This window comes from Dactylosporangium maewongense, from assembly GCF_039531485.1.
GTDB lineage: Bacteria > Actinomycetota > Actinomycetes > Mycobacteriales > Micromonosporaceae > Dactylosporangium > Dactylosporangium maewongense.
Map to the genome: position 1 here is coordinate 171,098 of NZ_BAAAQD010000001.1, position 22,311 is coordinate 193,408.

Genomic DNA, 22,311 nt, shown 5'->3' on the forward strand with positions numbered 1-22,311 from the left:
TGTCGTACCCCGCGCTGCGAGGGTGCGCTGCTACGGTCGGGCCCATGTTCGAGCTGGAGTACCTCCTGCCGCAACTGCTGTTCTCGCTCCCGGCGGTCGTCACGCTGACCGTCGGCGTGGTGCTGCTGTGGAACCGGCGGGGGCGGCTGCTGCCGCGGGTCCGGGCGCTGGGGTCGGCGGGGCTGGCCGTGCTGCTCGCGGGGGCCGTGGCGAACCTGCTCTACCAGCTGCTGCTGCCGGAGATCCTGCGCGGCGGGCGCTTGATGGAGATGCGGCTCGCCATCGCCGGGATCAACCTGCTCTTCGTGGTCCTGCAGGTGCTCGGCCTGGCGCTGGTCATCGCCGCGCTCCTGGCCACGGCGCCGCCCGCCACGCCGTGGAGCCAGCCGGCCCCGGAGACCGGACCGTGGGACCAGCCGGCGCCGCTGCCGGATCAAGCGGCGCCGCCGTGGGACCAGCCGGCGCCGCCGCGGTGAACCAACTGATGAGGGTCGTGGCGATCGATGTCGGCGGCACCCGTACCAGAGTGGCGGCCGAGGACGGGACGGTCGTGCGCTTCCCGACCGAGCCGGACTACGACCGGCAGCTCGCCCTGCTGCGGGACGCGGTCCAGGGCCGGCCCGAGGCGGTCGGCGTGTCGTTCGGCGGGCGGGTCACCGAGGACGGCGACGTGCGGGTCTCGCTGCACCTGCGGGCGTATGAGGGCCGGCCCCTGGGCCGCGACCTGGCGGCGGCGCTCGGCTGCCCGGTGCGGGTCGCCCACGACGCGACCTGCGGCCTGCTCGGCGAGCACGCGCTCGGCACGCTGCGCGGGGAGGACCGGTGCGGCTACCTCACCCTGTCGACCGGCGTCGGCGCGGCCGTGCGGCTCGGGCGGGGGGAGCACTTCGTGGCGCTGACCACCGAGGCCGGCCACCAGCTCGTCGAGGGCAACGACCGGCGCTGCGGCTGCGGGCAGACCGGCTGCCTGGAGACGCTGCTCGGCGGTGCGCAGCTGCGCCGGCGGCTGGGCCGCGGGTTGGAGGACGTCGACGATCCGCGCTTCTGGCAGGTGTACGCGCAGCGCGTGGCCGCCGGCATCGCCAACTTCGCGCTCACCGCGGGACTGGAGGCGGTCGCGGTCGGCGGGGCGATCGCGGCGCGCCGGGCCGAGCTGTGGCCGCCGTTGCGGCAGGCGCTCGCGGACCGGCTCACGTATCAGGCGGTGCGCGTACATCAGGCGGCGACGGAGGACGCCCCGCTGGTGGGTGCGAGAGTGCTCGCCGGCACGCCGCCGACGAGCATCCTGCACTGAACGGCCTGTCGGCGCCCCTGTCAGCGGGTCAGCGGGCCTCGATCTCGACCCAGTCGAGGTCGCCGGCGTAGTAGTCGCAGCCGACGTCGCGCTGGTCGCAGTCGGTCTTGCCGCCGATGGACAGCGGCCAGGCGTTGGAGATCGAGCCGGTCCAGCCGCCGCGGCGGGCCACGGTCCGGCCGTCGATCTCGAGGCTGACGCCGGAGCGGGTCCGCTCGCAGCGCACGACGTGCCACCAGCCGTCGTTGATCCGCCGGGACGCCTGCACGATGATCGTGCCGTTGGAGCCGCGGAACAGGCACTGCACGATGCCGTTCGGGATCTGGAACTTGAAGTTGCCGCCCGACGTGGTGGCCTGGCCCTTCTGGATGATGTTGCCGAACTGGTAGGTCGTGCGCAGCCTGAGCGTGACGGCGTAGTCGCGGCTGCCGGGGTCGAGGGCGGAGCTGTCCGGCACGGTCACCAGGTGCCGCGGGTGCGTGGGCGGCCGGTCGGGCTGCAGGCGGGTGAACCGGTAGCCGGTCGCGCCGCGGACGTCGACGTCGGTGATGACCTCGTTGCCGATCTGGCCGTGCAGTCCGTTGCCGCTGCTGTCGATCATCGTGCGGGCGCCCGGGCCCTCGTTCATCGACCAGGTCGCCACCGGGTAGTGGCCGGAGCTGGCGCCGGCCGCGGCCGGCACCCCGACGCCCAGTACCGCGGCCGTTGCCGCCACCGCCAGAACCCGCGTCACAGAGACCATGCAATACCCCCGAACTCAAAGTCCGCAATCCGGACAAACCAGATCGTAAACCTCGAAAGGCCTTACCAGGGGCGGGATCGCCGCAGCGCCGTCACACTCCTGTCGGCGCCTCGGGGTCCAGGGCGGCCTCGACCGCGACGGCCTCCATGCCGCGCAGCAGCGCCTCGCCGTCCGCCGGGGAGATCACGTGCGTGTCCATGAAGATGATCGCCCGCACCGCGTCGTCGGGCAGGTCGTCGATGTGCACGATCAGCGGCTCGAACGGCACGTCCTGCCGGGTCGTCCACTCGAACGCCGCGTCCTTGCGGCCCTGGAACTCGGTGGCCCCCTCACCCGCGGCGCGCCGGTCGTTGAAGTAGGCCGGCAGCTCCAGGTCGCCGCCCCGCTCCTCGACCACCCGGCGCACCAGGTCGTCGAGCTCCACCGGGTGGTAGTACGCGTGCTTGTACGTGGTCATGGCGCCGCGCTTGGCCCGGTCGAGGACCTCCGCGAACGACGCGCCCGCCACGTCGAGCTGGCAGATGCCGTACTGGGCGAGCATGCACACCACCCGGTCTAGCCCGGGGCGGAACCGGTTGTTGACCATCGGGCGCAGCACCACCGGGTTGACCCCGGTGACCCGGGCGAGCGCGACGGCGAACACCCCGAGCAGCGCCGGCGCCGGCGGCACACCGGTCCGCTCGGTCACCACCCGCAGCGCGGGCGCGAGGGCCCACGACGTGAGCTCGCCCCGCCAGTGCCGCGGCTCGGGCTTCCCGGCCGGGTCCGGGAAGCGGCGCGGTGCCATGCCGCGCAGGATGCCGTCCCAGTGCCGCAGCGCGAGGGTGTTCTGCCGCTGGCCGGACGGCGACGCCTGCCACCGGGCCTGCTCCAGCGGCTGCAGCTCCGGGATCGGCGTCTCGACCCTGGTGGCGAGGTCCTCCAGCATCACCCCGGTGCCGAAGCCGTCGGCGACCAGGTGACACATGACGACGACGAGATGGGTCAGCCGGCCGCCGGACCGCACAGCGGTCATCCTGACCGGCCAGTCCGTGGCGAAGTCGTACTCGGCGTCCTGCAGCCGCAGCCGCTCCGCCTCCGCGACGGCCGCCGGGTCGTCGTCGCCCGCGTCGACGATCTCGAGCGTGATCTCGCCGGACCCGGCCACGACCTGGCTCGGGCGACCCTCCGCGTCGAACCGCAGCTTCGTGCGCGCCGTGGGGAAGCGGCTCATCATGTACCGCAGCTGCTCGGCGACGTCGTCGACGGTGGTGCCCTCGGGCAGCGGGCCCCAGGCGCCGTTCGGCAGCCACGAGCGCTGGCGCACCATCGCCTGCCAGATGTCCTGCTGCCCCCACGACAGGTCGGTTTCCCCGGCGCCGTCCCCGGCGAACGCCACGTTGATGTGCTCGGCAACCGTGGTCATGCCATACCTCCGCCTCGACGGCGCCGATCGTAGCGGATCATGGTGTCGGGCCTGCCATACGGTTTGTAGTAGTGCCTGCCATACCGGTGTTCGGCTGGTGTACGGGCGTGTGCCGGCCGGGTCGTCCACGGTGGAATCGACGGCATGGAGACGGATGTCGTCACGCTCGACAGGGTGCACCGGCGGTTCGGCGCCGGGGACCGGGCGGTCACCGCGCTGCACGAGGTCACGCTCGGGTTCGCGGCCGGGACGTTCACCGCGGTGATGGGCCCGTCAGGGTCCGGCAAGAGCACGCTGCTGCAGTGCGCCGCCGGGCTGGACCGGCCGACCGGCGGCACCGTCACCGTCGCCGGGACCGACCTGTCGACGCTGTCGGAGACCGGGCTGACGCTGCTGCGGCGCGACACGATCGGCTTCGTGTTCCAGGCGTTCAACCTGCTGCCGTCGCTAACCGCGGAGCAGAACGTGGCGCTGCCGCTGCGCCTCGCGGGCCGGCGGCCGGCGCGCGCAGAGGTCCGCGCCGTCCTCGACGCCGTCGGGCTCGGCGGCCGGGGAAGGCACCGGCCGGCGGAGCTGTCCGGCGGGCAGCAGCAGCGGGTCGCGATCGCCCGGGCGCTCGTCACCCGGCCCGCGGTCCTGTTCGCCGACGAGCCGACCGGCGCGCTGGACTCCGCGACCGGGCGCGACGTGCTGCGGCTGCTGCGCGCCATGGTGTCCACGGCGGACGGCGGCGCCCGGCAGACCGTCGTCATGGTCACCCACGACCCACTCGCGGCGTCCTACGCCGACCGGGTCGTGTTCCTCGCCGACGGGCGCGTCGCGGGCACCCTGGACCGGCCGACCGCGCAGGCCGTCGCCGCGCGCATGACGTCCCTGGAGGCGGTGCCGTGCTGAGCGTCGCCACGCAGACGCTGCGGGCGCGGTGGGCGTCGTTCGCCGGGGTGTTCGTGGCGCTGTCGCTGGGCGCGTGCCTGCTCGCCACGACGGGCCTGACGATCGCCTCGACCGTCTCCGACGGCCGTCCGCCGGTGTGGTACGCGCGGCCGGCCGTCGTCGTCACCGGCAGCCAGACCGTCAGCGTCACCGTCGACGAGGGCGACGGGGAGCACTACACCTCCAGCACCCGGACCCGTCGCCCGCGGCAACTGCCGGCCGGCACCGCCGAGCGGCTCGCCGCGCTGCCCGGCGCCACCGTCGTCGTGGACCGTGCCGTCCCGGTCGACGTGGCCGGCGTCGCGCTCGAGGCGCACCCGTGGTCGAGCGCGGGGCTGCACCCGTACACCATGCGCGACGGCCATCCGCCGCACGCCGTCGACGAGGTCGCGCTCCCCGAGGCCGTCGGCGCCCGCCCGGGCGACCGGGTCGAGGTGTCGACGCCGCTGGGGCCGCGGGCGCTGCTGGTCGCCGGGATCGTCACCGGCCCGCCCGCCGTCTACCTCACCGACCCGGCCGCGGCGGCGCTCGCCGAGGGGCGGGTCGACGCGATCGCCGTCGACGGGGTCACCGCGGCGCAGGTCCGCGAGGTCGTCGGGCCGGGCCCGGCCGTGCTCACCGGCGACCGCCGGGCCGGCGCCGAGGCCGACCCCGGCGGCGACCTCCTCGCCGCCGCCGCGTCGCTGCTCGGCACCACCGCCGGCGTCGCCCTCTTCGTGTCCGTGTTCGTGGTCGCCGGCACGTTCGCGTTCGCGGTCGTGCAGCGTCGCCAGGAGCTCGCGCTGCTGCGCGCCGCCGGGGCCACGCCGCGCCAGGTGCGGCGGCTCGTCCTCGGCGAGTCCCTCATCGTCGGCGTCGTCGCGGGCCTCGCCGGCTGCCTCGCCGGTCTGCTGGTCGCGCCGCCGTTCGCGGCGTGGCTGGCCCGGTCCGGGTTCGCGCCGCCCGGGTTCACCGCCCGGTTCATCCTGTGGCCGCTGCTCGCCGCCTTCGGGGTGAGCCTGCTCGTCGCGCTCGCCGGCGCCGCCGTCGCCGCCCGGCGGGCCGGGAAGGTCCGCCCGATCGAGGCCCTGCGCGAGGCGGCCGCGGAGCGGCGGGTCATGACCGCCGGCCGCTGGGTCTTCGGCGTGCTCTTCCTCGGCGGCGCGGCCGTGCTGCTGGCCGTCATCCCGTCCCTCGGCGGCGAGGCGATCGCCCTCGTCCTGCTCGACGCGCAGCTGGCCATCACCGGGATCGCGCTGCTGGCACCGGTCTTCGCGCCGCGGCTGGCGTGGCTGGCAGGGCTGCTGGTGCCCGGCGTCGCGGCGGCGCTGGCCCGCGACAACGCCCGCACCGCGGTCCGGCGGACCGCGTCGACGGTCGCGCCGATCCTCGTCACGGTGGGCATCGCGGCGGCGACCTTCGCGGCGACCGCGACGCTGTGGGACGCCTCGGAGCGCGCGTCGGCCGCCCGCGTGACCGCCGGCTCCATCGCCCTGCCGTCGGGGTCCGCCGGCATTCCGGTCGCTTCGGGTGCTGTCGCGGGCGTTCCCACGGCGCAGTCCGTCGTGTACGTGTCGACCGACGACTATCCGGAGGAGTTCGACGCGCTGTACGCCGGACCGGGCGTCGACGGCGTGCTGCGGCTGCCGGTGCGCTCCGGCTCGGTCGCCGACCTCGCGGGCACCGACACCGTCGTGGCCGGCGCCGGGCTGGCCCGCGCCGCGGGCTGGCGGACCGGCGGCACGGCGACGCTGTGGCTGGACGACGCCTCACCCGTCCAGCTGCGGGTCGTGGCGGTGCTGGAGCCGTCGCTCGACCTCGACGAGACGGTCCTGCTGCCGTGGGCGCTCCGGGCGGCGCACGCCCCGCGGACCGGCGCCGACGCGGTCTACCTCACCGGGTCCACCCTGGACGATGCGCGGGTCGTCACCGCCGCCGAGTACTTCCGGTCGCTGAACGCCGCGCAGCGCCGCCTCAACCACCTGGCGCTGGTCGCCGTGCTCGGCATGGCACTGGTGTACACGTCGATCGCGATCGCCAACACGCTCGTCATGGCCACCGGGGCCCGGGTGCGGGACCTCGCCGTCCTGCGCCTCGGCGGCGCCACGCCGCGGCAGGTCCTCGCGATGATCGCGGTGGAGGCGCTGCTGGTGGGCGCCACGGGGGTCCTGCTCGCCGGCGCCGTCACCGCGGGGATGCTGGCCGGGCTGCGGGCCGGGCTCACCGGTCTCGTGGCGGACCCGCGCACCGTGGTGCCGTGGACGCCGATCGGGGTGATCGCCGCCGTGTGCGTGGCGATCACCCTCGTCGCGAGCCTGGTCCCGGCGGCGCTCGCGCTGCGCACGCCGCCGGGGCGCCTCTCGTCCGTCCGGGAGTGACAGGTCTATGGTCGGGTCCATGGCGTTGTTCGGGCTCGGACCGATCGGGCAGATCGCCCGGCACGTGAGCGACATCGGCCGCGCGGTCGACTTCTACGGCGGGGTGCTCGGCCTGCCCCACCTGTACACGTTCGGCGACCTGGCGTTCTTCGACTGCGACGGCACCCGGCTGTTCCTGAGCCGGCCCGAGTCCGGCGCGTTCGACCCCGCCGCCCAGTCGATCGTCTACTTCCGCGTGCCGGACATCCACGCCGCCCACGACTCGCTGACCGGCCGTGGCGTCACCTTCCAGGCGCCGCCCACGATGATCCACCGGCACGAGAACGGGGTGGAGGAGTGGATGGCCTTCTTCGCCGACCCCGACGGCTCGCTGCTGGCCATCATGGGTACCGCTTAGGACTTTCAGGTGGTCTTGGTCAGGTGGTCTTGGTCAGATGGTCGCCGGGGCAGCCTTGGTCAGGCGATCGCCGGTGGGGCGGCGCGGAGGGCGCGGCCGAGCATCGTCCTGACCACGAACGGGTGGACGCGGCCGACCACGGCCAGGTAGGCGCGGCCGCGGCGGGTCCGGGGGCGGGCGAGGGTCGAGCAGACCACCGACTCCGCGTCGACGAACAGTGAGATCCGCAGGTCGAAGTGGCGGGTGTCGGCGCCGAACAGGACCTCGTCGGCGCGGGCGTCCAGCGGCGCGAACACCTTCCTGGCGTCGAGGGGCTCCAGGCCCGGGATGTGGTTGCGCAGCCGCATCAGCGCGCCGACCCAGCGCGGCGGGCGGCCGAACATCGCGGTCCGCCAGGCGGCCGGGTCGGCGCTCGCGCCCGGCGGCCGGGTGCCCTGCCACGCGTCCATCAGGTCGACCCGGTCCAGCGTCCCGGCCGCGAGCCGCGCGCCGCGGGGGAGCGGCACCCGCCGCGGCCCCCTGAAGGCGCGGCGCAGCAGGCGCACCCACGGTGACCAGCGGGCCGGGCGGCGCACCGTGCCGGTGCCGGCGCGCTCGGCGTTGTCGAGCAGGTCCCGCAGCAACGCCTCGTGCAGCCACCGGACGGCGACGGGCCACAGCACCCGCATCGCGCCGGTGAGCCGGCCCCGGATGACGTGCACGACCGCGGTGCCGTCGCCGTCGGGCTCGATCCGCAGCTCGTGCTCGCCGACGACGCCGATCGTCGGGTCGAACCGGCACCGCAGCAGCCGGCCGGGGACGTGCTCGACGACGTCGTACCGGATCATGCCGTGCCCGCCGGACGCGCCCGGGCCGAGCGGCCGGTCGAACCGCATCGGCGGCCAAGCCTTGACCGGCCACAACGCGTCGTCGGGCCCGGCGACCCGGTCCAGCAGCGCGCCCATCAGCTCCGGCGGCGCGTCGATCGTGCGGCGTTGAACGTTCTCCATGGCTACCTGCCCGTCCCTCGTTCCGTACGGTGCCGTATGGAAGAACCGTACGCTACCGTATGGGCATGGCACAACGGCGGCTCAGCGCGGAGGACTGGACGGCGGCGGCACTGGCCGCGATCGCCGACGGAGGGCTGCCCGCGGTCGCGGTCGAGCCCATCGCGGCGCGGCTGGGCGCCACCAAGGGCAGCTTCTACTGGCACTTCACCAACCGCGACGCGCTCATCGAGGCGACCATGCAGTTGTGGGAGCGCGCCTGCACCGACGCGATCATCGACATGGTGGAGGCGGCGGGGGACCCGCCACGGAAGCTGTCGCTGCTGTTCACGACGGTGCTCGGGCACGCCCGGTCGAGCCGCCTGGAGACCAACGTCCTCGCCGTCGCCGACCACCCCCTGGTCGCGCCGGTGGTGCAGCGGGTGACCCGGCGCCGGCTGGAGTACGTCGAGCAGCTGTTCACCGAGGCCGGGTTCGCCCCGGGCGAGGCCGCCCGGCGGGCGCTGCTGGCCTATTCGGCGTACGTCGGGCAGTCGCAGCTCGCCGCCCGCCTGCCGGAGCTGCTCCCGGCCGACGCCGGTGGTCAGGGCGCCTACCTCGACACCGTCCTGGGTGCCCTCTTGTCACCGCCACACTCGGTGACGTAGCGTTTCTGGATACACGGCGTTTCTGAGTTCGGGCGGTGCGAGTTGGTGCGGCTGACCCGCGTACAGCAGCAGCAACGGACGCATGAGCAGCTGCTGGACGCCGGGCTGGCCGTCTTCCTGCGGCGCGGCTACCTGAGCGCGACGGTCGAGGAGATCGCCGCCGAGGCCGGCTTCACGCGCGGCGCCGTCTACAAGCACTTCGGCGGCAAGGAAGGCCTGTGGCAGGCGATCGTCGACGCCCGGGCCGGCGCGCTGTTGGACGGGCTGCGGGCCGCCCTCGACCGCGCGGGCAGCCGCGACGAGCTGCTGGAGGTGCTCAACCCGGCGGCGTTCGTCCGCGACCCGGCGGCGGCCCGCTGGACCCTGGTCTCCGCCGAGCACCTCGCCGCCGTCGCGGGCCGCTCCGCGCACCAGGCCGAGACCCAGCGCCGCCTCGACGAGGCCGTCGCCGCCGACCTCGACCGCCACTGCCACCGGCTGGGGATCCGGCCGGCGGTGCCGCTGGCGCAGTTCGTGGTCGCGTGGGGCGCCCTCGGCGGCGGCCTCGCCCTGCTGCACGCCGTCGACCCGTCGACCGACGTGGCGTCGGTCGCCGCCGGCGTGCTCGCCGCGCTGCTGCCGGCACCATCAGTGGAGAGGGGCGCGCGTGGAGTCAGTTGAGCGGCGGTCGGCGTTCATGGCGTGGCTGCGCCGCCGGTTCCGGGTCCTCGGCGGGGTGGCCGGGGCGGTCTCGCACGCCGAAACCGGCCCGTATGCGGGCGCCCCGCGCGACCCCGACCTGCGGATCGGCGACGAGAAGTCGTACTCGACCGTGCGGTACACCACCCAGCACGTCGCGTACACGACGATCGGCACCGGTGAGGGCGACTGCCGCAGGTGCGGCCGCCCGCTCGTCGACCTGCACCGGCTCGAGTATGTCCGCGGCGACACCCGCGTGCCGGTCGGGGCCGTGCGCACCTGCCGCGGCTGCCAGACCGACTCGTGGCTGCTGCGCTCCCGGATGCCGGCGGTGTCGCGCGCCCGCGACACCGCCCGCAAACACGTCGTCTAGATCACGTCGTACGACAGCATGACGACGCCGGTGGAAGTGGGGGTGCAGTCCACAAGGGACAGCCGCCGCGGGGCGGCCGCGCCGCGGAACAGGCGCTTGCCGGTGCCGAGCAGCAGCGGGTGCAGGAACAGGCGGTAACCGTCCACCAGGTCCTCGGCGATCAGGTCCTGGACGAGCACGCCGCTGCCCAGCACCGCGATCGTGCCCTCTCCCTCGGACTTGAGCTTGCGCACCGACGGGCCGAGCGGGCCGTCGAGCACGTGCGCGTTGTTCCACGTCAGCGACCGCAGCGTGCCGGTCGCGACGTGCTTCACGGTCGAGTTCAGGTGGGCCGCCATCGGGTTCGAGTCGGGCTGCCCGGGCCAGAACGCGATCATGTGCTCGTAGGTGCGGCGGCCGAACAGGTACGCCGTCGTCGACGCCAGGCCCTCCAGCGCGGCGGCCGCCTGGACGTCGTCGAAGTACGGCGCGCCCCACCCGCCGTGCTCGAACCCGCCGTCGCGGTCGTCGTCCGGCGACGCCAACCCCTGCATGACCCCGTCCAGGGTCAGGAACTCGATCACGTTCAGTGTGCGCATGCGTACCTCCAGGTGTGCGGACTCGCCTTCACCCGCTGTACGAACTCGCCCCGCCCGGATCGACATCCCGCCGCCGCCATCCGAGCGCGGGGCCGAGATTCGTGGCGATGTCGGTGAGGATCTGCAGATAGTCCTCGTGCTCGAACGTGAACGGCAGCGCGAACGCCACCTCCCGCACCTCCTGGTAGCCGGCGTGCGCGTGCAGCCGCTCCGCGATCTGCGCCGACGGTCCGACCAGATCCGGGGCGAACATCAACCGGGCCGGTCCCTGTGGCGTCGCCGTGCGCGGGGTGCGCTGCTCCGCGTACACCTCGTAACGCCGCCGCTGATCAGGCGTCGCGGAGTCCGTCGGGATGACCACCAGGCCCTGCGAGACGCGGGCCCGGTCGCCGTCGGGGTGCGCGGCGCGGAACGCGCGGATGTGCGAGCGCTGGATCCCGGCGAAGTCCTCCGACTCCTCGGCCTTCACCACGCTGCTGGTCAGGAAGTTCATGCCGTGCTCGCCCGCCCAGCGCGCCGAGGCGAGGCTGCCTCCGCCGTACCACATCCGGCTGCCGAGACCGGGGGAGTGCGGCTGCACGTGGTCGGAGAACACCTCGAAGCCCTCCGTGCCCGCCTCGGCGACCGGAACCCCGCGGACGAGGTCGAGCAGCCGTCCCACCCGGTCGTAGCCGAAGTCCTCGGCGCCGGCGGTGTGCGGGTACAGCGCGCCCTTCACCCGCTCGAAGTGCATCGGCGGCCCGACGCTCACGCCCGGGTTGAGCCGCCCGCCCGACAGCACGTCCACGGTCGCCAGGTCCTCGGCGAGCCGGAGCGGATTCTCCCAGCCGAGCGGGATGACGGCGGTGCCGAGCTCGATCCTGCTGGTCCGCTGCGTGGCCGCGGCGAGCACCGCCACCGGCGACGAGATCCCGAACTGCAGGTGCCGGTGCCGCACCCACGCACTGTCGAACCCGAGGCGCTCCCCGAGCTCGATCACCTCCAGCGTCGACTCGTGACCCTTGCGCGGATCCGCCTCGTCGAACAACCCGATCGTCAGGAAACCCAGCTTCTCCAGTGCCACACCGTCGATTATCCGCCCGTGACCGGCACCGGCGTTCCTTGTCGCACTTCGAGCACCGCCCGGCCACCCAGCTCCGCCGCCAGCTGCACGGTCGCCGTCCTGGTCGCGCCCAGGGCGGTGCACCGGGCGTTCCCGGAGGCCGGATGCTCGTGGACGATGACGACGACCGCGTTCGGCGACTCGACCGCCTCCGCCGTGTAGTCGACCCCGCACGGTCCGGCGCTCGCCGGGTCGACCGCCCCGATGAACTCCGCCGTCAGCGTCGTGCCGGCGACCCGCACCGTCTGGATGCTCAGCCCGCCCGGCGGGTGGCTGGCGTTCCACGGCGGCGGCACCACCGTCACGCCCGCGAACGCCGTCCTGGTCACCAGCACCGCCGACCCCCGCAGCGCGAACTCCCACGCCGGCGCCGTCGCCGCACCCTGCGCCGTCTGGATCCGTGCCGTGCCGAGCCGCGCTCCGGTCACCTCGATCACCGGGCAGTCGGCGCAGTCCCCGGCACCGTCCTTGACCAGCTCCGCGAGGGCCGCTCCGGCGGCGATGACCGCCACTGTACGACTGGCGCCTCCGTCCCACACCACCACACCGTCGGCCTGTGGGGCGGCGGGCAGCGCCGCGACAGCGGCGACCTTGCCCACGAGCAGCGACACCTTGAACCGCGCCTTGTCGTCCTCCCACTCGCCGACCTGCCCGGTCCGCGCCCCGACGACGACGATCCCCTGGCCGCCGGCCCGCGCGACCGCCTGGTCGTACCGGTCCAACGCCTCCCGCGCCTGCCGCCGCAGCTGATCCCCGTTCTCCGCCGGCGGCGCCGCCTCGTCCTGCGCTCCGCACCCACCGGCCAGCAGCACGACCAGTACCCCAGCGATCCATCGCCCGCGATGCATGCCGGTGTCCTATCACACCCGCGTTAAGGGACGGCGATGCTGATGGCAGCCGGCACGGCGCGGGCCTTGAGCTTGCGGACCTCGGTCCGGGAGCCGCCGTCGAGCTCCAGCAGCACCGGCTCCGCGAACCGCACCTTGACCTTGCGGGCACTCGCCACCTTCACGAACGGCGAGCCGTCCGTCCGCGCGAACGCCATCCTCCCCAGCGTCCGGGCCCACTGCAGGGCGCCGTGCGCGGTGGACACCCCGACCTCCAGCCGCCCGTCGAACGGACTCGCGTCGTCGAACGCCTCGATCCCACCGGCGATGGTGCCGATGTTGCCCAGCAGCACACAGGTCGCCGGCCCGGAGAACCACTCGGCGCCGTCCAGCTCGACGGTCGCCTCGACCGGCTCGTCCTTGACATGCCGGACGGCGGTGCCGAAGTACGCCAGCTTCCCCGCCCGGCTCTTCATCCCCCGATCGGCGTCATCGATCATCGCCGCGTCGAACCCGGCACCCGCCATCACCGCGAAGTGCTCCCCGCCGACCTTCCCCAGGTCGAACCGCCGCCGCGCCCCCTCCAGCCCGATCCTCACCGCCGCACCGATGTCCTGCGGAATGTCCAGCGACGTGGCGAACAGGTTCGCGGTCCCGGCAGGCACGATCGCCACCGTCACGTCCGACCCGGCCAGCGCGTCGACACACCGCTGCACCATGCCGTCGCCGCCCCACACGAACACCAGGTCGGCACCCCGCTCGACGGCCTTGCGCACCTGCTTCGGCGCCTTCCTGCTCTTCGGCACCTCCCGCCAGTCAGGCGCCTCGACCCCCGCCCGGGCCAACTCCCGCCGCAGCTCGTCAAGCCCCCCACCGATGCTCTTCCCAGCATGCGCAACCACAGCGACATTCACACCCGCCCCCGTACCCACCCGCCCCTCCCACTAAGCACCCCACTCACGCCAGCGGGTCGATCGAAGGCCGAACCCGGTCGCGCGGCCAGCCGTTTCCATCCTTCGATCAACCCGAACGGTGCCGCGGGTGCGCCGCCGGGCTCTGGCAATCGGTGGTGCTCGCGCCTGGACCGGCGGGTGGCCCGAACGCGTCGCGCACAACTCGCGCTGGTGGTGCGCGGGCGGGTTGATCGAAGGCTGGATCTGGTCGTGTGGCCGGCCGTTTTCATCCTTCGATCAACCCGGGTGGTGCCGCGGGTGCGCCGCCTGGTTCGGGCAATCGGTGGTGTTCGCACCTGGACCGGCGGGTGGCCCGACGGCGCCGCGCACAACCCCCATCGGACCGCCGCACCACCCGTGATGAACGCCTGCCGCCAGGTCCCCGCCGCGATCACGGCTGCGGTGGCCGTCGTGTCGCTGGTTGCCTGCTGCGGTTCGTCGGTCTGCGCTGGACCGGCGGGAGCGGACCCCCTCGTCAGCCTCAGCCCGACGGTTGGGATGTCGCGGGGCGAGCATCGTGCGCCACCCCGGGCCGACGCATCGCTGTCAGGCGGTGGGCCGTCAGCGTGCTGAGATGGTCAGGCGTCGCGGGCCTCCAGGGCGATGACCGCGGCGAGCAGCGCCCCCACCGCCCAGGCCGCGGTCACGGCAAGGCCTGCCCACGGCCCGATCGGTAACTTGTCCAGGCCCGTCGTGGCTTGGACGGCGAGGCCGGCGGTCATCGGGCCGACCTGCAGCAGGTGCCGCTCCCACGTCGGGTCGGGCGCGGCGGCGGCGAGGATCGGGAACAGGAACAGCAGGGCAAGCACCACCCCGACCGCCGCGGCGGCGTTGCGGACCACCGTGGCCACGCCGAGGGCGAGCAGTCCGATGAGCATCAGGTACAGCACCGAGCCACCCGTGGCCCGCAGAACCGACGGCCATGACACGTCCGCCGGCAGGAAATGACGGCCGGCGAGGGCGGAGACCGCTACTGCCACCGCCGCCGCGGGCGCGATGACGGCGGTGACCACGACGGCCTTGGCCGCCAGGACCCCGGTGCGGCGCGGCATGGCGGCGAGGGTGCCGTGAATCATGCCGGTGCCGTACTCCCCACCGACGGCGAGCACGGCGAGGATCGCTACGACTGCCTGCCCGAGCTGGACACCGGTGAGGCCCGTCTTCGTCGGGTCGCCCTCGCAGAACTCGGTGGTGCACGGAATGTTGAGCACGACGACGAGGCCGACCCCGACGGTCGCCGCCACGATCCCGAGCACCAGCCACACGGTCTCCGTGGCGGTCCGCAGCTTCGTCCACTCCGCCCGCAGGTACCGCCGCCACTCTGCCGCCAGCCCGCGCCACAGCCCGGCTGTCGTCTCATGTCGCGGCTCGGCCGTCAGCTCGCGTCGCGGCTCGGCCGTGAGCTCGCGTCGCGGCTGGGCTGTCGGCTCGCGTCGAGGCTCGCGCTGCGGCTCGTCCCGCGGCCCGGTCGTCAGGTCGTGCTGCGGGTCGGTCGTCGGCGTGCGTCGTGGCGCCGCCGGCAGGCGCCCTGGGTCCGTGCCACGCTGGTGGCGCGCCTCCCAGGAGCCGGCCCGGTCGTCCAGCGGTGGCGGGGTGCGGTCCCGGTGTTCGCCGGGTGGCGGTGGCAGGTCGTGGTTCCCGCGGCGTTCCGGCGGAAGCAGGTCGCGGCTCATACGTCCCTCCTGCGGAAGCGGTACGCGGCAAAGGCCAGCCCCACGGTCGCCCAGGCGAGCAGGACCGCCAGCCCAGACCACGGGGTGAGCGGGAAGAAGCCGTTGGCGGGCGTGTACAGGCCCTCGACCTGGGCGTACTGCGGCGTGCTCTGCTGGATGGCGAACGCGGCGGCTGGCGTCACGCGCAGCAGCCACGCGCCCGCGGCGACGGGCAGGACGGTCATCGACAGCAGATACGGCAGGACCGTCGCCACAAACGCCAGCGTGACCGCCGTGGTGCCGCGGCGCAGCAGGACGCCGAACGCGAGAGCGAGGACCGCGGCGACGGCGAGCAGGGCGCCGGTGCCGGCGATGACCCGCAGCTCGGTGGCGGTGGAGACCGGATGGACGTACACGCCGTTGTCGCGGAGCAGCCCCGGCCCGATGGTGACGACGACCGCTGCCGCGGCGACCCCGACGACGAACGTGACGGCGCCGAGCACGGTCGCCTTCGCGGCGAGCGCGGCACCGCGGCGGGGCGCGGCGGCGAGCGACGTGCGGATCAGGCCGCGCCGGTATTCGCCGGTCATCGTCATCGCGCCGACCACGACGACGAAGACCAGACCGGCGAACGTGCCGACGAGCGTCTGGCTGATCGTCGTGCCGAGCCCGGCGGCCCCGGCCACGGCCGGGGCGATGTCGCCGGAGCCGCTGACCGTGAAGCCGTCGCCGGTCTGCTCGGCGCCCGGCGCCTGCCCTCCGGCAGGTGCTCTGCTTCCACCGGAAGCGTCGCCCGCTGCCGGCCCGGGCGGCGGGCCGCTGCCGATCGGGTGCTCGTCGGCGGTGCCGCCGATGCGTTCGGTCGTCCAGGTCGCGGACTGCCAGCCGCCGGTCGTGGTGAGGTGGTCGAAGCCGGCGGTGGCGAGGCTGGGGGCGCTGGACGCGCCGGCCGCGCCGATCCCTTCCACGAACATCGGCGACGTGACGAACAGCCCGACCTCCGCGGTCGCCGGCAGATCCTTGAGTCGGACGGTGCCCACGCCCGTCCACGAGGTGCCGTCGGCGGACTCCAGGGCGGTGACGACGTCGCCGGCGCGGGTCAGCCGCAGCCAACGCGGCGCGGACTCGCTGACGGCGCCCGGCTTCCCGGCACGGTCGTGGACATAGTCGTGCTGCAACCGCACGCCGTGCGCGCCGGTGACCATGACCGCCGCATACGTGGCGCCCTGCTTCGTGCCGCTCCTGACGATCAGGCCCGCCTTCGCCCACGGCACCAGCCCCGGCTGCGGTTCCTTGCCCGGCCCGTCGGGCGGCAGCTCGCCGGTCAGCGACGCGACCCGGACGGTGATGGTGCCGTCGCCGGCGAGGGGCCGGTGCACGAACGTGAACACGTCCGTGACCTCCTCGCCCCCTGGACCGACGGGCAGGCCGCAGCCGGAGCCGCACGTGCCCTCCATGCCTGGGAACAGGCCGAGACCGACGATGGCGGCGGCGGCCGCGGCCATGCCGATCAACCAGCCACGCACCGTCCTGAATTTCGTCCATTCCGCGTGTACGAGTCGTGCGAAGCCGCTCATGCCGCCACCTCCGCTACGCTCCGGCGTCGGCCTGAGCCAACGCTGCAACACTGATTCGCGGCTCCTCCGCTGCGCTCCGGACCGCTCATGCCGCCGCCTCCGACCCGGTCGCGGCGCGGAACTCGACGGCGTCGCGGGTCAGTTCGAGATAGGCCTCCTCGAGGGTCGCCCGGTGCGACGAGATCTCCGCGAACGGCACGCCACGCGTGGTCAGCAGCGTCACGACGGCCTCGGCCGGCAGCCCGGTGACCGTCAGCGTGCCGACGTCGGTGCGGCTGACGGAGGCGCCTTCTGCTTCCAGTACACCTGCCGCAGCATCGATCGAAGAAGCACCTGCGCGCAGGGTGACTCTGCCTGCGGCGGCCGTCTTGAGCAGCGCGGCGATGTTGGTGTCGGCGATCACCCGGCCCCGGCCGACGACCACGACATGGTCAGCGGTGTCCTCGAGCTCGCTCATGAGGTGACTGGAGACGAGGACGGCGCGGCCCTCCGCCGCGAGCCCGCGCAGGTGCTGGCGCATCCACACGATCCCCTCGGGGTCCATGCCGTTGAACGGCTCGTCGAGCATCAGCGCGGGCGGGTCACCGAGCAGCGCGGCGGCGATGCCGAGACGCTGACGCATGCCGAGGGAGAACCCGCCGGCCGCGCGCCGGGCCACGGTCTGCAGGCCGGCCCGCTCGAGGACCTCGTCGACGCGGCGACTCGGCAGCCCTTGTGAATGCGCGATCCACAGGAGGTGATTGCGCGCGGTGCGGCCGGGCTGCAACGCGCCCGCGTCGAGCAGCGAACCGAGGTGGCACAGCGGGCGGGTGAGGCTGCGATAAGGGCGGCCGGCGACGAGCGCGGTGCCGGCGTCGGGCGCGTCGAGGCCGAGGATCACCCGCATCGTGGTGGACTTGCCGGCGCCGTTGGGCCCGACGAAGCCGGTGACCTGGCCAGGCTCGACGGCGAAGCTCATCCCGTCGAGGGCGGTGTGCGACCCGAATCGTTTGCGGAGTCCGCTGACGACAATCATGCGGTCCGTTGTACGTGGCGGCCGGTGACATCACGGTGACAGCGGCTGACACCTCACTGACACCTTCGACCTGGCATGGTGGTGGGCATGCGGGTGCTGGTGGTTGAAGACTTCGAGGTCCTGGCCAGGACGGTCGGGACGGGGCTGCGCCGTGAGGGCATGGCGGTCGACGTGGTCCTCGACGGCACGGAGGCGCTCGAGCGACTCACCGTCAATCGGTATGACGTCGTCGTCCTCGACCGCGACCTGCCAGGCGTCCACGGTGACGAGGTGTGCCGGCGGATCGTCGCGGCCCGCTCCAGCAGCCGTGTGCTGATGCTCACCGCGGCGAGCACCGTCAAGCAGCGCGTGGACGGCCTCGGCCTCGGCGCCGACGACTATCTACCCAAGCCGTTCGACTTCGACGAGCTGGTGGCCCGCATTCGGGCGCTCGCGCGGCGCCCCGCTGAGGCATTGCCGCTGGTGTACGAGCTAGGCGACCTGACGCTCGACCCATCCCGGCGGGTCGCGTCGAGGGGCGGGCGCCGCCTGGAGCTCAGCCCCAAGGAGTTCGGCGTCCTGGAGTGCCTGCTCGCCGCCGGCGGCCGGCCAGTCTCCGCTGAGGATCTGCTGGAGCGGGTGTGGGACGAGGCGGCCGACCCGTTCACCACGGTGGTGAAGACGACGATCCGCCGGTTGCGCGGCAAGCTCGGCGCGCCCGAGCTCATCCACACGGTCCGCGAGGCCGGCTACCGAATCGGGGCCTCGTGAGCACCCGACGCCGGCGGCGGCGCGGGCTGCAGCTGCGGCTCACGACGCTGTACGCCGTGCCGTTCATCATCGCCGTGACGGCAGGCATCGCGCTGTTCTCCTTCGGGGAGAGCGTGTCCGCTCCCGCCAGCGAGACCGTCGGCGCCGTCCGGATCATCCGCGACCCTCCGACCGACTTCTACGAGGAGCGGATGTTCCGCGTCATCGCCCTCACGGTGCTGATCGCCAGCGTCGTCGCGGTGATCGGCGGTTGGATCACGGCCGGGCGGCTGCTGCGTCCGTTGCGCGCCATCATCGCCACGGCGCAGGACATCTCGGCGACGAGCCTGGACCGGCGGCTCGGCAAGACCGGTGACGACGACGAGTTCACGGATCTCGCCGAGACCCTCGACAGCGTCTTCGAGCGGCTGGAGGCGGCGTTCGCGTCGCAGCGGCGGTTCGTGGCCAACGCGTCCCATGAGCTGCGCACGCCGCTGGCCGCGGAGCGGGCGCTGCTGCAGGTCGCGCTCGCCGACCCCGACGCCACCGCCGACACCCTCCGCGAAGCGTGCCGCGAGGTGCTCGCTCTCGGCGCCGCCCAGGAGCGGCTCGTCGACGCCCTGCTGACCCTCGCCAGCGGCGAGCAGGGCGTCGAGCAGGCGGAGCCGGTCGACCTGGCAGAGATCGCGGCCGCCGCGATCCGTCGCCGGTCGAGCGAGGCGAAGGTCCGCGGTGTCCGCGTCGACGCGACGCTGGGCCCAGCCGTCGGTGCCGGCGACCCACGCCTGGCGGAGAGCCTGGTGGCGAACCTGGTCGACAACGCGGTGCGGTACAACATCGACGGCGGCTGGATCGAGGTCGTCACGTCCACGGTGCAGGACGCCACCCTGCCGACGACGCAGAGCACGGGCAGCCAGACGGGTCGTGCCGCGGCTCGGCTTGCAGCGCAGGGTGCGGGCGCTCCGGTCCGGGACGCGCCTGGACCAGCGGCAGGGGACGGGGCTCCGGCGGCGCGGGGCGTGGGCCGGCTTCTGCCCTGGGGTGCTGGCGCTCCGGTTCGGGGCGCGGCCGGGGCGACGGCGCGTGGCGCGGGTTCGACCGTGCGGGAGGTGGCTCGGCTGACGGTGCGCAACACGGGGCCGGCGGTCCCGGTAGAGGAGATCGGGCGGCTGCTGCAACCGTTTCAGCGACTGGAGGGGCAGCGGATCGGCCGGGCTGCGAGCGGGCACGGTCTCGGCCTTGCGATCGTGCAGGCCATCGCGACCGCGCACGGCGCCACGTTACGCGTCCTGCCCCGCCCGGAAGGCGGCCTCGACGTGACCGTCGACTTCCCGCTGCCCGTTGACCGCATCGCTTAGCTCGACCGGCGTGGGCTGGGCCGCTAGGTGAGGAGCGCGCGGGCCGGGCCTTTGAGGAGCGTCCGGGCCGGGCCTTTGAGGAGCGTCCGGGCCGGGCAGGGCGTCGGGATGGCACGGGTTGACGGGCCAGGTGAGGAGGTGCGGACTTGGGCAGGCAGTTGAGGAGGGCGCGGGCCGGGCGTGGCATCGGGACGGCGTGGGCTGGGGCGGTCAGGAGGTGAGTTCGGCCGGATCGCCTTGGTCGGGACGGTGTGGGTGGGCTGGTGCGGGGAAGTGGGCCCGGCCAGGTACGCCGTGGTCGGGAGGGCACGGTCGTGCGGTGCGGAGACCTGCGGTGCTGTGTCGGGCTGTCTGCCGTGCATGGCACCGCAATGCCGGATTCTGGCGTTGCGCAGGGTCGCGGTGCGGGGTCGTGCAGGGAGGTGGCTTCGTCAAGGGCTGTGGTCTGCCACCTCTCGTTGGGCTGGTGGGTTGCCAGCCTGCGGGAAAGCCGCGCGGGATGGGGCGGCGACCGAGTGATGTTGCGTTGTGGTGGGCCGCTCGTCAGGGACGTGGGAATTGGGTGACGAGGGCCGGCCGTGGTGTGGAGGTCGGCGGAGGGTTGACGACCGGGAGCCGTCGTCGGCGCCAGCGGGGTTTGGTGACCTGGTTACGGATGATCCAGGCGTGCCAGGTGCCGCGGCACGGGCGGTGAGCGGTCCGTCGCGGCTGGGTGGTCGCCGTGGCGGGTGCGGGGTGAGCGCGTTGCTGCAGCAGAGTGGCGGGGTACTGGACGATCAGGACTTCGAGGCGGTTGCCGGGCTGGTCGCGGCAGGTGAGTACCGGGACCGGATTCCCGGCAGGGAAGTCGTGGACCTCGGTCTGCTCGGGTTGCTTGATGACTTCGAGGCGCCGCCGGCGCGGCGGTGCACGTACGAGCGTGGGTCACGGAGTCACGTCGCGGCCTGGGGGCAAGGGGCTGGTGGAGAAGTTGCCGTCGTTGAAGCCCGCGTCGGCGGCCGTCGTGGAGGAGGTGGCGCACCACGGATCCGGTGAGTGGGGAGCCGCGGCTCGCGACGTACGTACGAGGAGACCGCCGCGATGCTCGGGGAGCAGCACTGGCTCGACGAGTGAGCGCCGGTCAGCAGGGGGCGCGGAAGGCGTCGAGGCGGAGGTTCTTGCGGATCGAGCTGAAGCGGAGGCCGGCCGCGGTCGGGCACAAGGAGGCCTTGTACTCGACGTGGAAGACGGGCTTGCCGGCGGTGATGAACGGGGTGAGCAGGGCGCACTCCTTCCACTGCAGGCACGATTCGTTGACGGCGAAGTCGAAGGACGGTTGCAGCTTGGTGATCTGGTCGAGGTCGTTCTTCAGGCCGACGGCCAGGCCGAGGGAGTGGGCGAGGTCGGCGACGCGGCGGTTGAACAGGAGCTGGTCGGCGGCGGTGAGGGGGAAGCCGGTGGGGTTGGTGTAGCCGTCCATGTTGTCGGGGTCGACGGCGTCGAAGCCCTTCGCCTTGCAGGTCGCGAAGCGGTCGGCGAGGATCGGGCGCAGCGTGTCCCACTGGCGGATGTCGAGCCACCGCTCGCCCGCCCAGCCGTCGAGGGCCTTGCCGCGCACGGCGGCCGGGAAGCGGGCGGCGTCGGCGCGCCAGTCCTCCCAGGAGCCGGCGTCGACGTAGCAGAGCACCTTCCGGCCGGCCGCGTGCAGCTGGGTGACCTGGGCCTTCGTGGAGTCGGCGCCGTCGATGTCGTACACGTCGGCGGTGACGGACGTGTCGAGCCTTCCGGTGAACTGCATCTGCCAGGTGGCGCCGACCGCCGGTTTCCACCAGGTCGCGGGGGAGGTCGCGGCGGATGCCGGTACCGTGGAGCAAACGACGGCGAAGATGGCTGTGACGGCCAGGAATACAGCGCGGGGGGTGTGTCGCATGCCTCGCCATCGGCCGGGCGTCGGGTGGCCTGATCTGACGGTCCGGCGGAATGCGCCGACCGGCCGGGGGACAGACAGCCCCATCTCCTGGTCGGTATGTGTTCGTGACAGCGGCGGCCAGGTGGTGTACGACCACCGCCCCGACACCGTGCTCTCCACAGCGAGTGTCGGCAAGCTGCTGCTGCTGATCGAGGTCGCCCGCGCGCTCCCGCTGGACCTGCCGTGCGACCGGCGGGACGTCGAGCCGGTGGCGGACTCCGGGTTGTGGCAGCACCTGCGCACCGACGTGCTGCCCGCGCACGACCTGGCGGTGCTGGTCGCGTCGGTGAGCGACAACCTCGCGACCAACGTGCTGCTGCACCACGTCGGGCTGGAGCGGGTCGCGGCCCTCGGGCATGAACTGGGGCTGGCGTCGACGGCGCTGCACGACATGGTCCGCGACGTGCGGACGGCCGCGCATCCGCCGCGGCTGTCGTCGGGCACCGCCGCCGAGCTGTCGCTGCTGTTGCACCGGCTGCCGGGGATCGACGGCGGCGAGCGGGTGCTGGATTGGATGCGCACGTCGGCGGATCTGTCGATGGTCGCGTCGGCGTTCGCGCTCGACCCGTTGTCGCACGACGGCCTGGTCCTGCGCAACAAGACCGGCACCGACGACGGCGTCCGGGCGGACGTCGGTGTCGTGAACGGGTGCGCGTACGCGGTGCTGGCCAACTGGCCACCGGACGAGGCGACGGTCGGTGAGGTGCTCGCGACCATGCGTGAGCTGGGCGATGGGATTCGTGCGTTCGTGGGAAACTGA

General features: G+C 73.7%; 22 protein-coding genes. 11 read left to right on the forward strand and 11 right to left on the reverse strand.

Annotated features, from left to right (window positions below):
* The first annotated feature begins 44 nt into the window (after positions 1–44).
* Together ABD332_RS00790 and ABD332_RS00795 are read left to right on the forward strand one after the other, a co-directional pair.
* Positions 45–476, forward strand: coding sequence for a hypothetical protein (locus ABD332_RS00790; protein ID WP_344498379.1), 432 nt, complete (start codon positions 45–47; stop codon positions 474–476).
* 17 nt (positions 477–493) lie between these two features.
* On the forward strand, positions 494–1,294 hold the full coding sequence (locus ABD332_RS00795) for an ROK family protein (protein ID WP_344498381.1): 801 nt from the start codon (positions 494–496) through the stop codon (positions 1,292–1,294).
* 28 nt (positions 1,295–1,322) lie between these two features.
* On the opposite strand, the gene ABD332_RS00800 is transcribed toward ABD332_RS00795, so the two are convergent.
* Positions 1,323–2,027: a laminin G domain-containing protein gene (locus ABD332_RS00800; protein WP_344498383.1), complete on the reverse strand. Its 705-nt coding sequence runs from the start codon at positions 2,025–2,027 to the stop codon at positions 1,323–1,325.
* Positions 2,028–2,127: 100 nt separating this feature from the next.
* Entirely contained in the window at positions 2,128–3,441 is a 1,314-nt protein-coding gene (locus ABD332_RS00805; RefSeq protein WP_344498385.1) for a condensation domain-containing protein, read from the reverse strand.
* Between the two features lie 144 nt (positions 3,442–3,585).
* Between ABD332_RS00805 and ABD332_RS00810 the strand changes: the two genes are divergently transcribed.
* From ABD332_RS00810 to ABD332_RS00820, 3 genes are read left to right on the forward strand one after another with little or no spacing between them, the layout of a single operon-like run.
* On the forward strand, positions 3,586–4,335 hold the full coding sequence (locus ABD332_RS00810) for an ABC transporter ATP-binding protein (protein ID WP_344498387.1): 750 nt from the start codon (positions 3,586–3,588) through the stop codon (positions 4,333–4,335).
* The gene (locus tag ABD332_RS00815; RefSeq protein ID WP_344498389.1) at positions 4,329–6,731 is read left to right on the forward strand and encodes an FtsX-like permease family protein; all 2,403 of its coding nucleotides are present in this window, start codon (positions 4,329–4,331) and stop codon (positions 6,729–6,731) included. Before ABD332_RS00810 ends, ABD332_RS00815 begins: the two co-directional genes overlap by 7 nt.
* A 19-nt stretch (positions 6,732–6,750) precedes the next feature.
* Positions 6,751–7,128, forward strand: coding sequence for a VOC family protein (locus ABD332_RS00820; RefSeq protein ID WP_344498391.1), 378 nt, complete (start codon positions 6,751–6,753; stop codon positions 7,126–7,128).
* A gap of 59 nt (positions 7,129–7,187) precedes the next feature.
* Here the strand turns inward: ABD332_RS00820 and ABD332_RS00825 are convergent, their stop codons facing one another.
* On the reverse strand, positions 7,188–8,117 hold the full coding sequence (locus ABD332_RS00825; protein ID WP_344498393.1) for a DUF2867 domain-containing protein: 930 nt from the start codon (positions 8,115–8,117) through the stop codon (positions 7,188–7,190).
* A 65-nt stretch (positions 8,118–8,182) separates the two neighbouring features.
* Between ABD332_RS00825 and ABD332_RS00830 the strand changes: the two genes are divergently transcribed.
* Genes ABD332_RS00830 through ABD332_RS00840 form a run of 3 tightly spaced genes read left to right on the forward strand, consistent with a single transcriptional unit; the run spans position 8,183 to position 9,812 of the window.
* The gene (locus tag ABD332_RS00830; protein WP_344498395.1) at positions 8,183–8,761 is read left to right on the forward strand and encodes a TetR/AcrR family transcriptional regulator; all 579 of its coding nucleotides are present in this window, start codon (positions 8,183–8,185) and stop codon (positions 8,759–8,761) included.
* A 45-nt stretch (positions 8,762–8,806) separates the two neighbouring features.
* Positions 8,807–9,421, forward strand: a complete 615-nt coding sequence (locus ABD332_RS00835; RefSeq protein ID WP_344498397.1) for a TetR/AcrR family transcriptional regulator — start codon at positions 8,807–8,809, stop codon at positions 9,419–9,421.
* Positions 9,408–9,812 (forward strand): hypothetical protein, encoded by a 405-nt coding sequence (locus ABD332_RS00840; protein ID WP_344498399.1) that lies wholly within the window; start codon positions 9,408–9,410, stop codon positions 9,810–9,812. Before ABD332_RS00835 ends, ABD332_RS00840 begins: the two co-directional genes overlap by 14 nt.
* Here the strand turns inward: ABD332_RS00840 and ABD332_RS00845 are convergent.
* The 7 genes from ABD332_RS00845 to ABD332_RS00875 form a co-directional block, all read right to left on the reverse strand.
* On the reverse strand, positions 9,809–10,390 hold the full coding sequence (locus tag ABD332_RS00845; RefSeq protein ID WP_344498401.1) for a dihydrofolate reductase family protein: 582 nt from the start codon (positions 10,388–10,390) through the stop codon (positions 9,809–9,811). The genes ABD332_RS00840 and ABD332_RS00845 overlap by 4 nt on opposite strands.
* A gap of 28 nt (positions 10,391–10,418) precedes the next feature.
* Positions 10,419–11,453, reverse strand: coding sequence for an LLM class flavin-dependent oxidoreductase (locus ABD332_RS00850; protein WP_344498403.1), 1,035 nt, complete (start codon positions 11,451–11,453; stop codon positions 10,419–10,421).
* An 8-nt stretch (positions 11,454–11,461) separates the two neighbouring features.
* Positions 11,462–12,340 carry a hypothetical protein gene (locus ABD332_RS00855; protein ID WP_344498405.1) on the reverse strand — a complete coding sequence of 293 codons (879 nt, stop codon included), beginning with the start codon at positions 12,338–12,340 and terminating at the stop codon, positions 11,462–11,464.
* A 23-nt stretch (positions 12,341–12,363) separates the two neighbouring features.
* Positions 12,364–13,221, reverse strand: coding sequence for a diacylglycerol/lipid kinase family protein (locus ABD332_RS00860; protein WP_344498407.1), 858 nt, complete (start codon positions 13,219–13,221; stop codon positions 12,364–12,366).
* Between the two features lie 629 nt (positions 13,222–13,850).
* On the reverse strand, positions 13,851–14,945 hold the full coding sequence (locus ABD332_RS00865; protein WP_344498409.1) for a hypothetical protein: 1,095 nt from the start codon (positions 14,943–14,945) through the stop codon (positions 13,851–13,853).
* Complete coding sequence (locus tag ABD332_RS00870; RefSeq protein ID WP_344498411.1) at positions 14,942–16,450, reverse strand: ABC transporter permease subunit; 1,509 nt, start codon at positions 16,448–16,450, stop codon at positions 14,942–14,944. The genes ABD332_RS00865 and ABD332_RS00870 overlap by 4 nt, the downstream gene beginning before the upstream one ends.
* A 136-nt stretch (positions 16,451–16,586) precedes the next feature.
* The gene (locus ABD332_RS00875) at positions 16,587–17,516 is read right to left on the reverse strand and encodes an ATP-binding cassette domain-containing protein (RefSeq protein ID WP_344498413.1); all 930 of its coding nucleotides are present in this window, start codon (positions 17,514–17,516) and stop codon (positions 16,587–16,589) included.
* A gap of 87 nt (positions 17,517–17,603) precedes the next feature.
* Here ABD332_RS00875 and ABD332_RS00880 point away from each other — a divergent pair, with 87 nt between their 5' ends.
* Positions 17,604–18,266 carry a response regulator transcription factor gene (locus tag ABD332_RS00880; RefSeq protein ID WP_344498415.1) on the forward strand — a complete coding sequence of 221 codons (663 nt, stop codon included), beginning with the start codon at positions 17,604–17,606 and terminating at the stop codon, positions 18,264–18,266.
* Positions 18,263–19,603: a sensor histidine kinase gene (locus ABD332_RS00885; RefSeq protein WP_344498417.1), complete on the forward strand. Its 1,341-nt coding sequence runs from the start codon at positions 18,263–18,265 to the stop codon at positions 19,601–19,603. The genes ABD332_RS00880 and ABD332_RS00885 overlap by 4 nt, the downstream gene beginning before the upstream one ends.
* A gap of 1,120 nt (positions 19,604–20,723) precedes the next feature.
* Here ABD332_RS00885 and ABD332_RS00890 read toward each other — a convergent pair.
* Entirely contained in the window at positions 20,724–21,512 is a 789-nt protein-coding gene (locus tag ABD332_RS00890; RefSeq protein WP_344498419.1) for an endo alpha-1,4 polygalactosaminidase, read from the reverse strand.
* Between ABD332_RS00890 and ABD332_RS00895 the strand changes: the two genes are divergently transcribed.
* Positions 21,511–22,311 (forward strand): serine hydrolase, encoded by an 801-nt coding sequence (locus ABD332_RS00895; RefSeq protein ID WP_344498421.1) that lies wholly within the window; start codon positions 21,511–21,513, stop codon positions 22,309–22,311. The two genes, ABD332_RS00890 and ABD332_RS00895, sit on opposite strands and share 2 nt — an antisense overlap.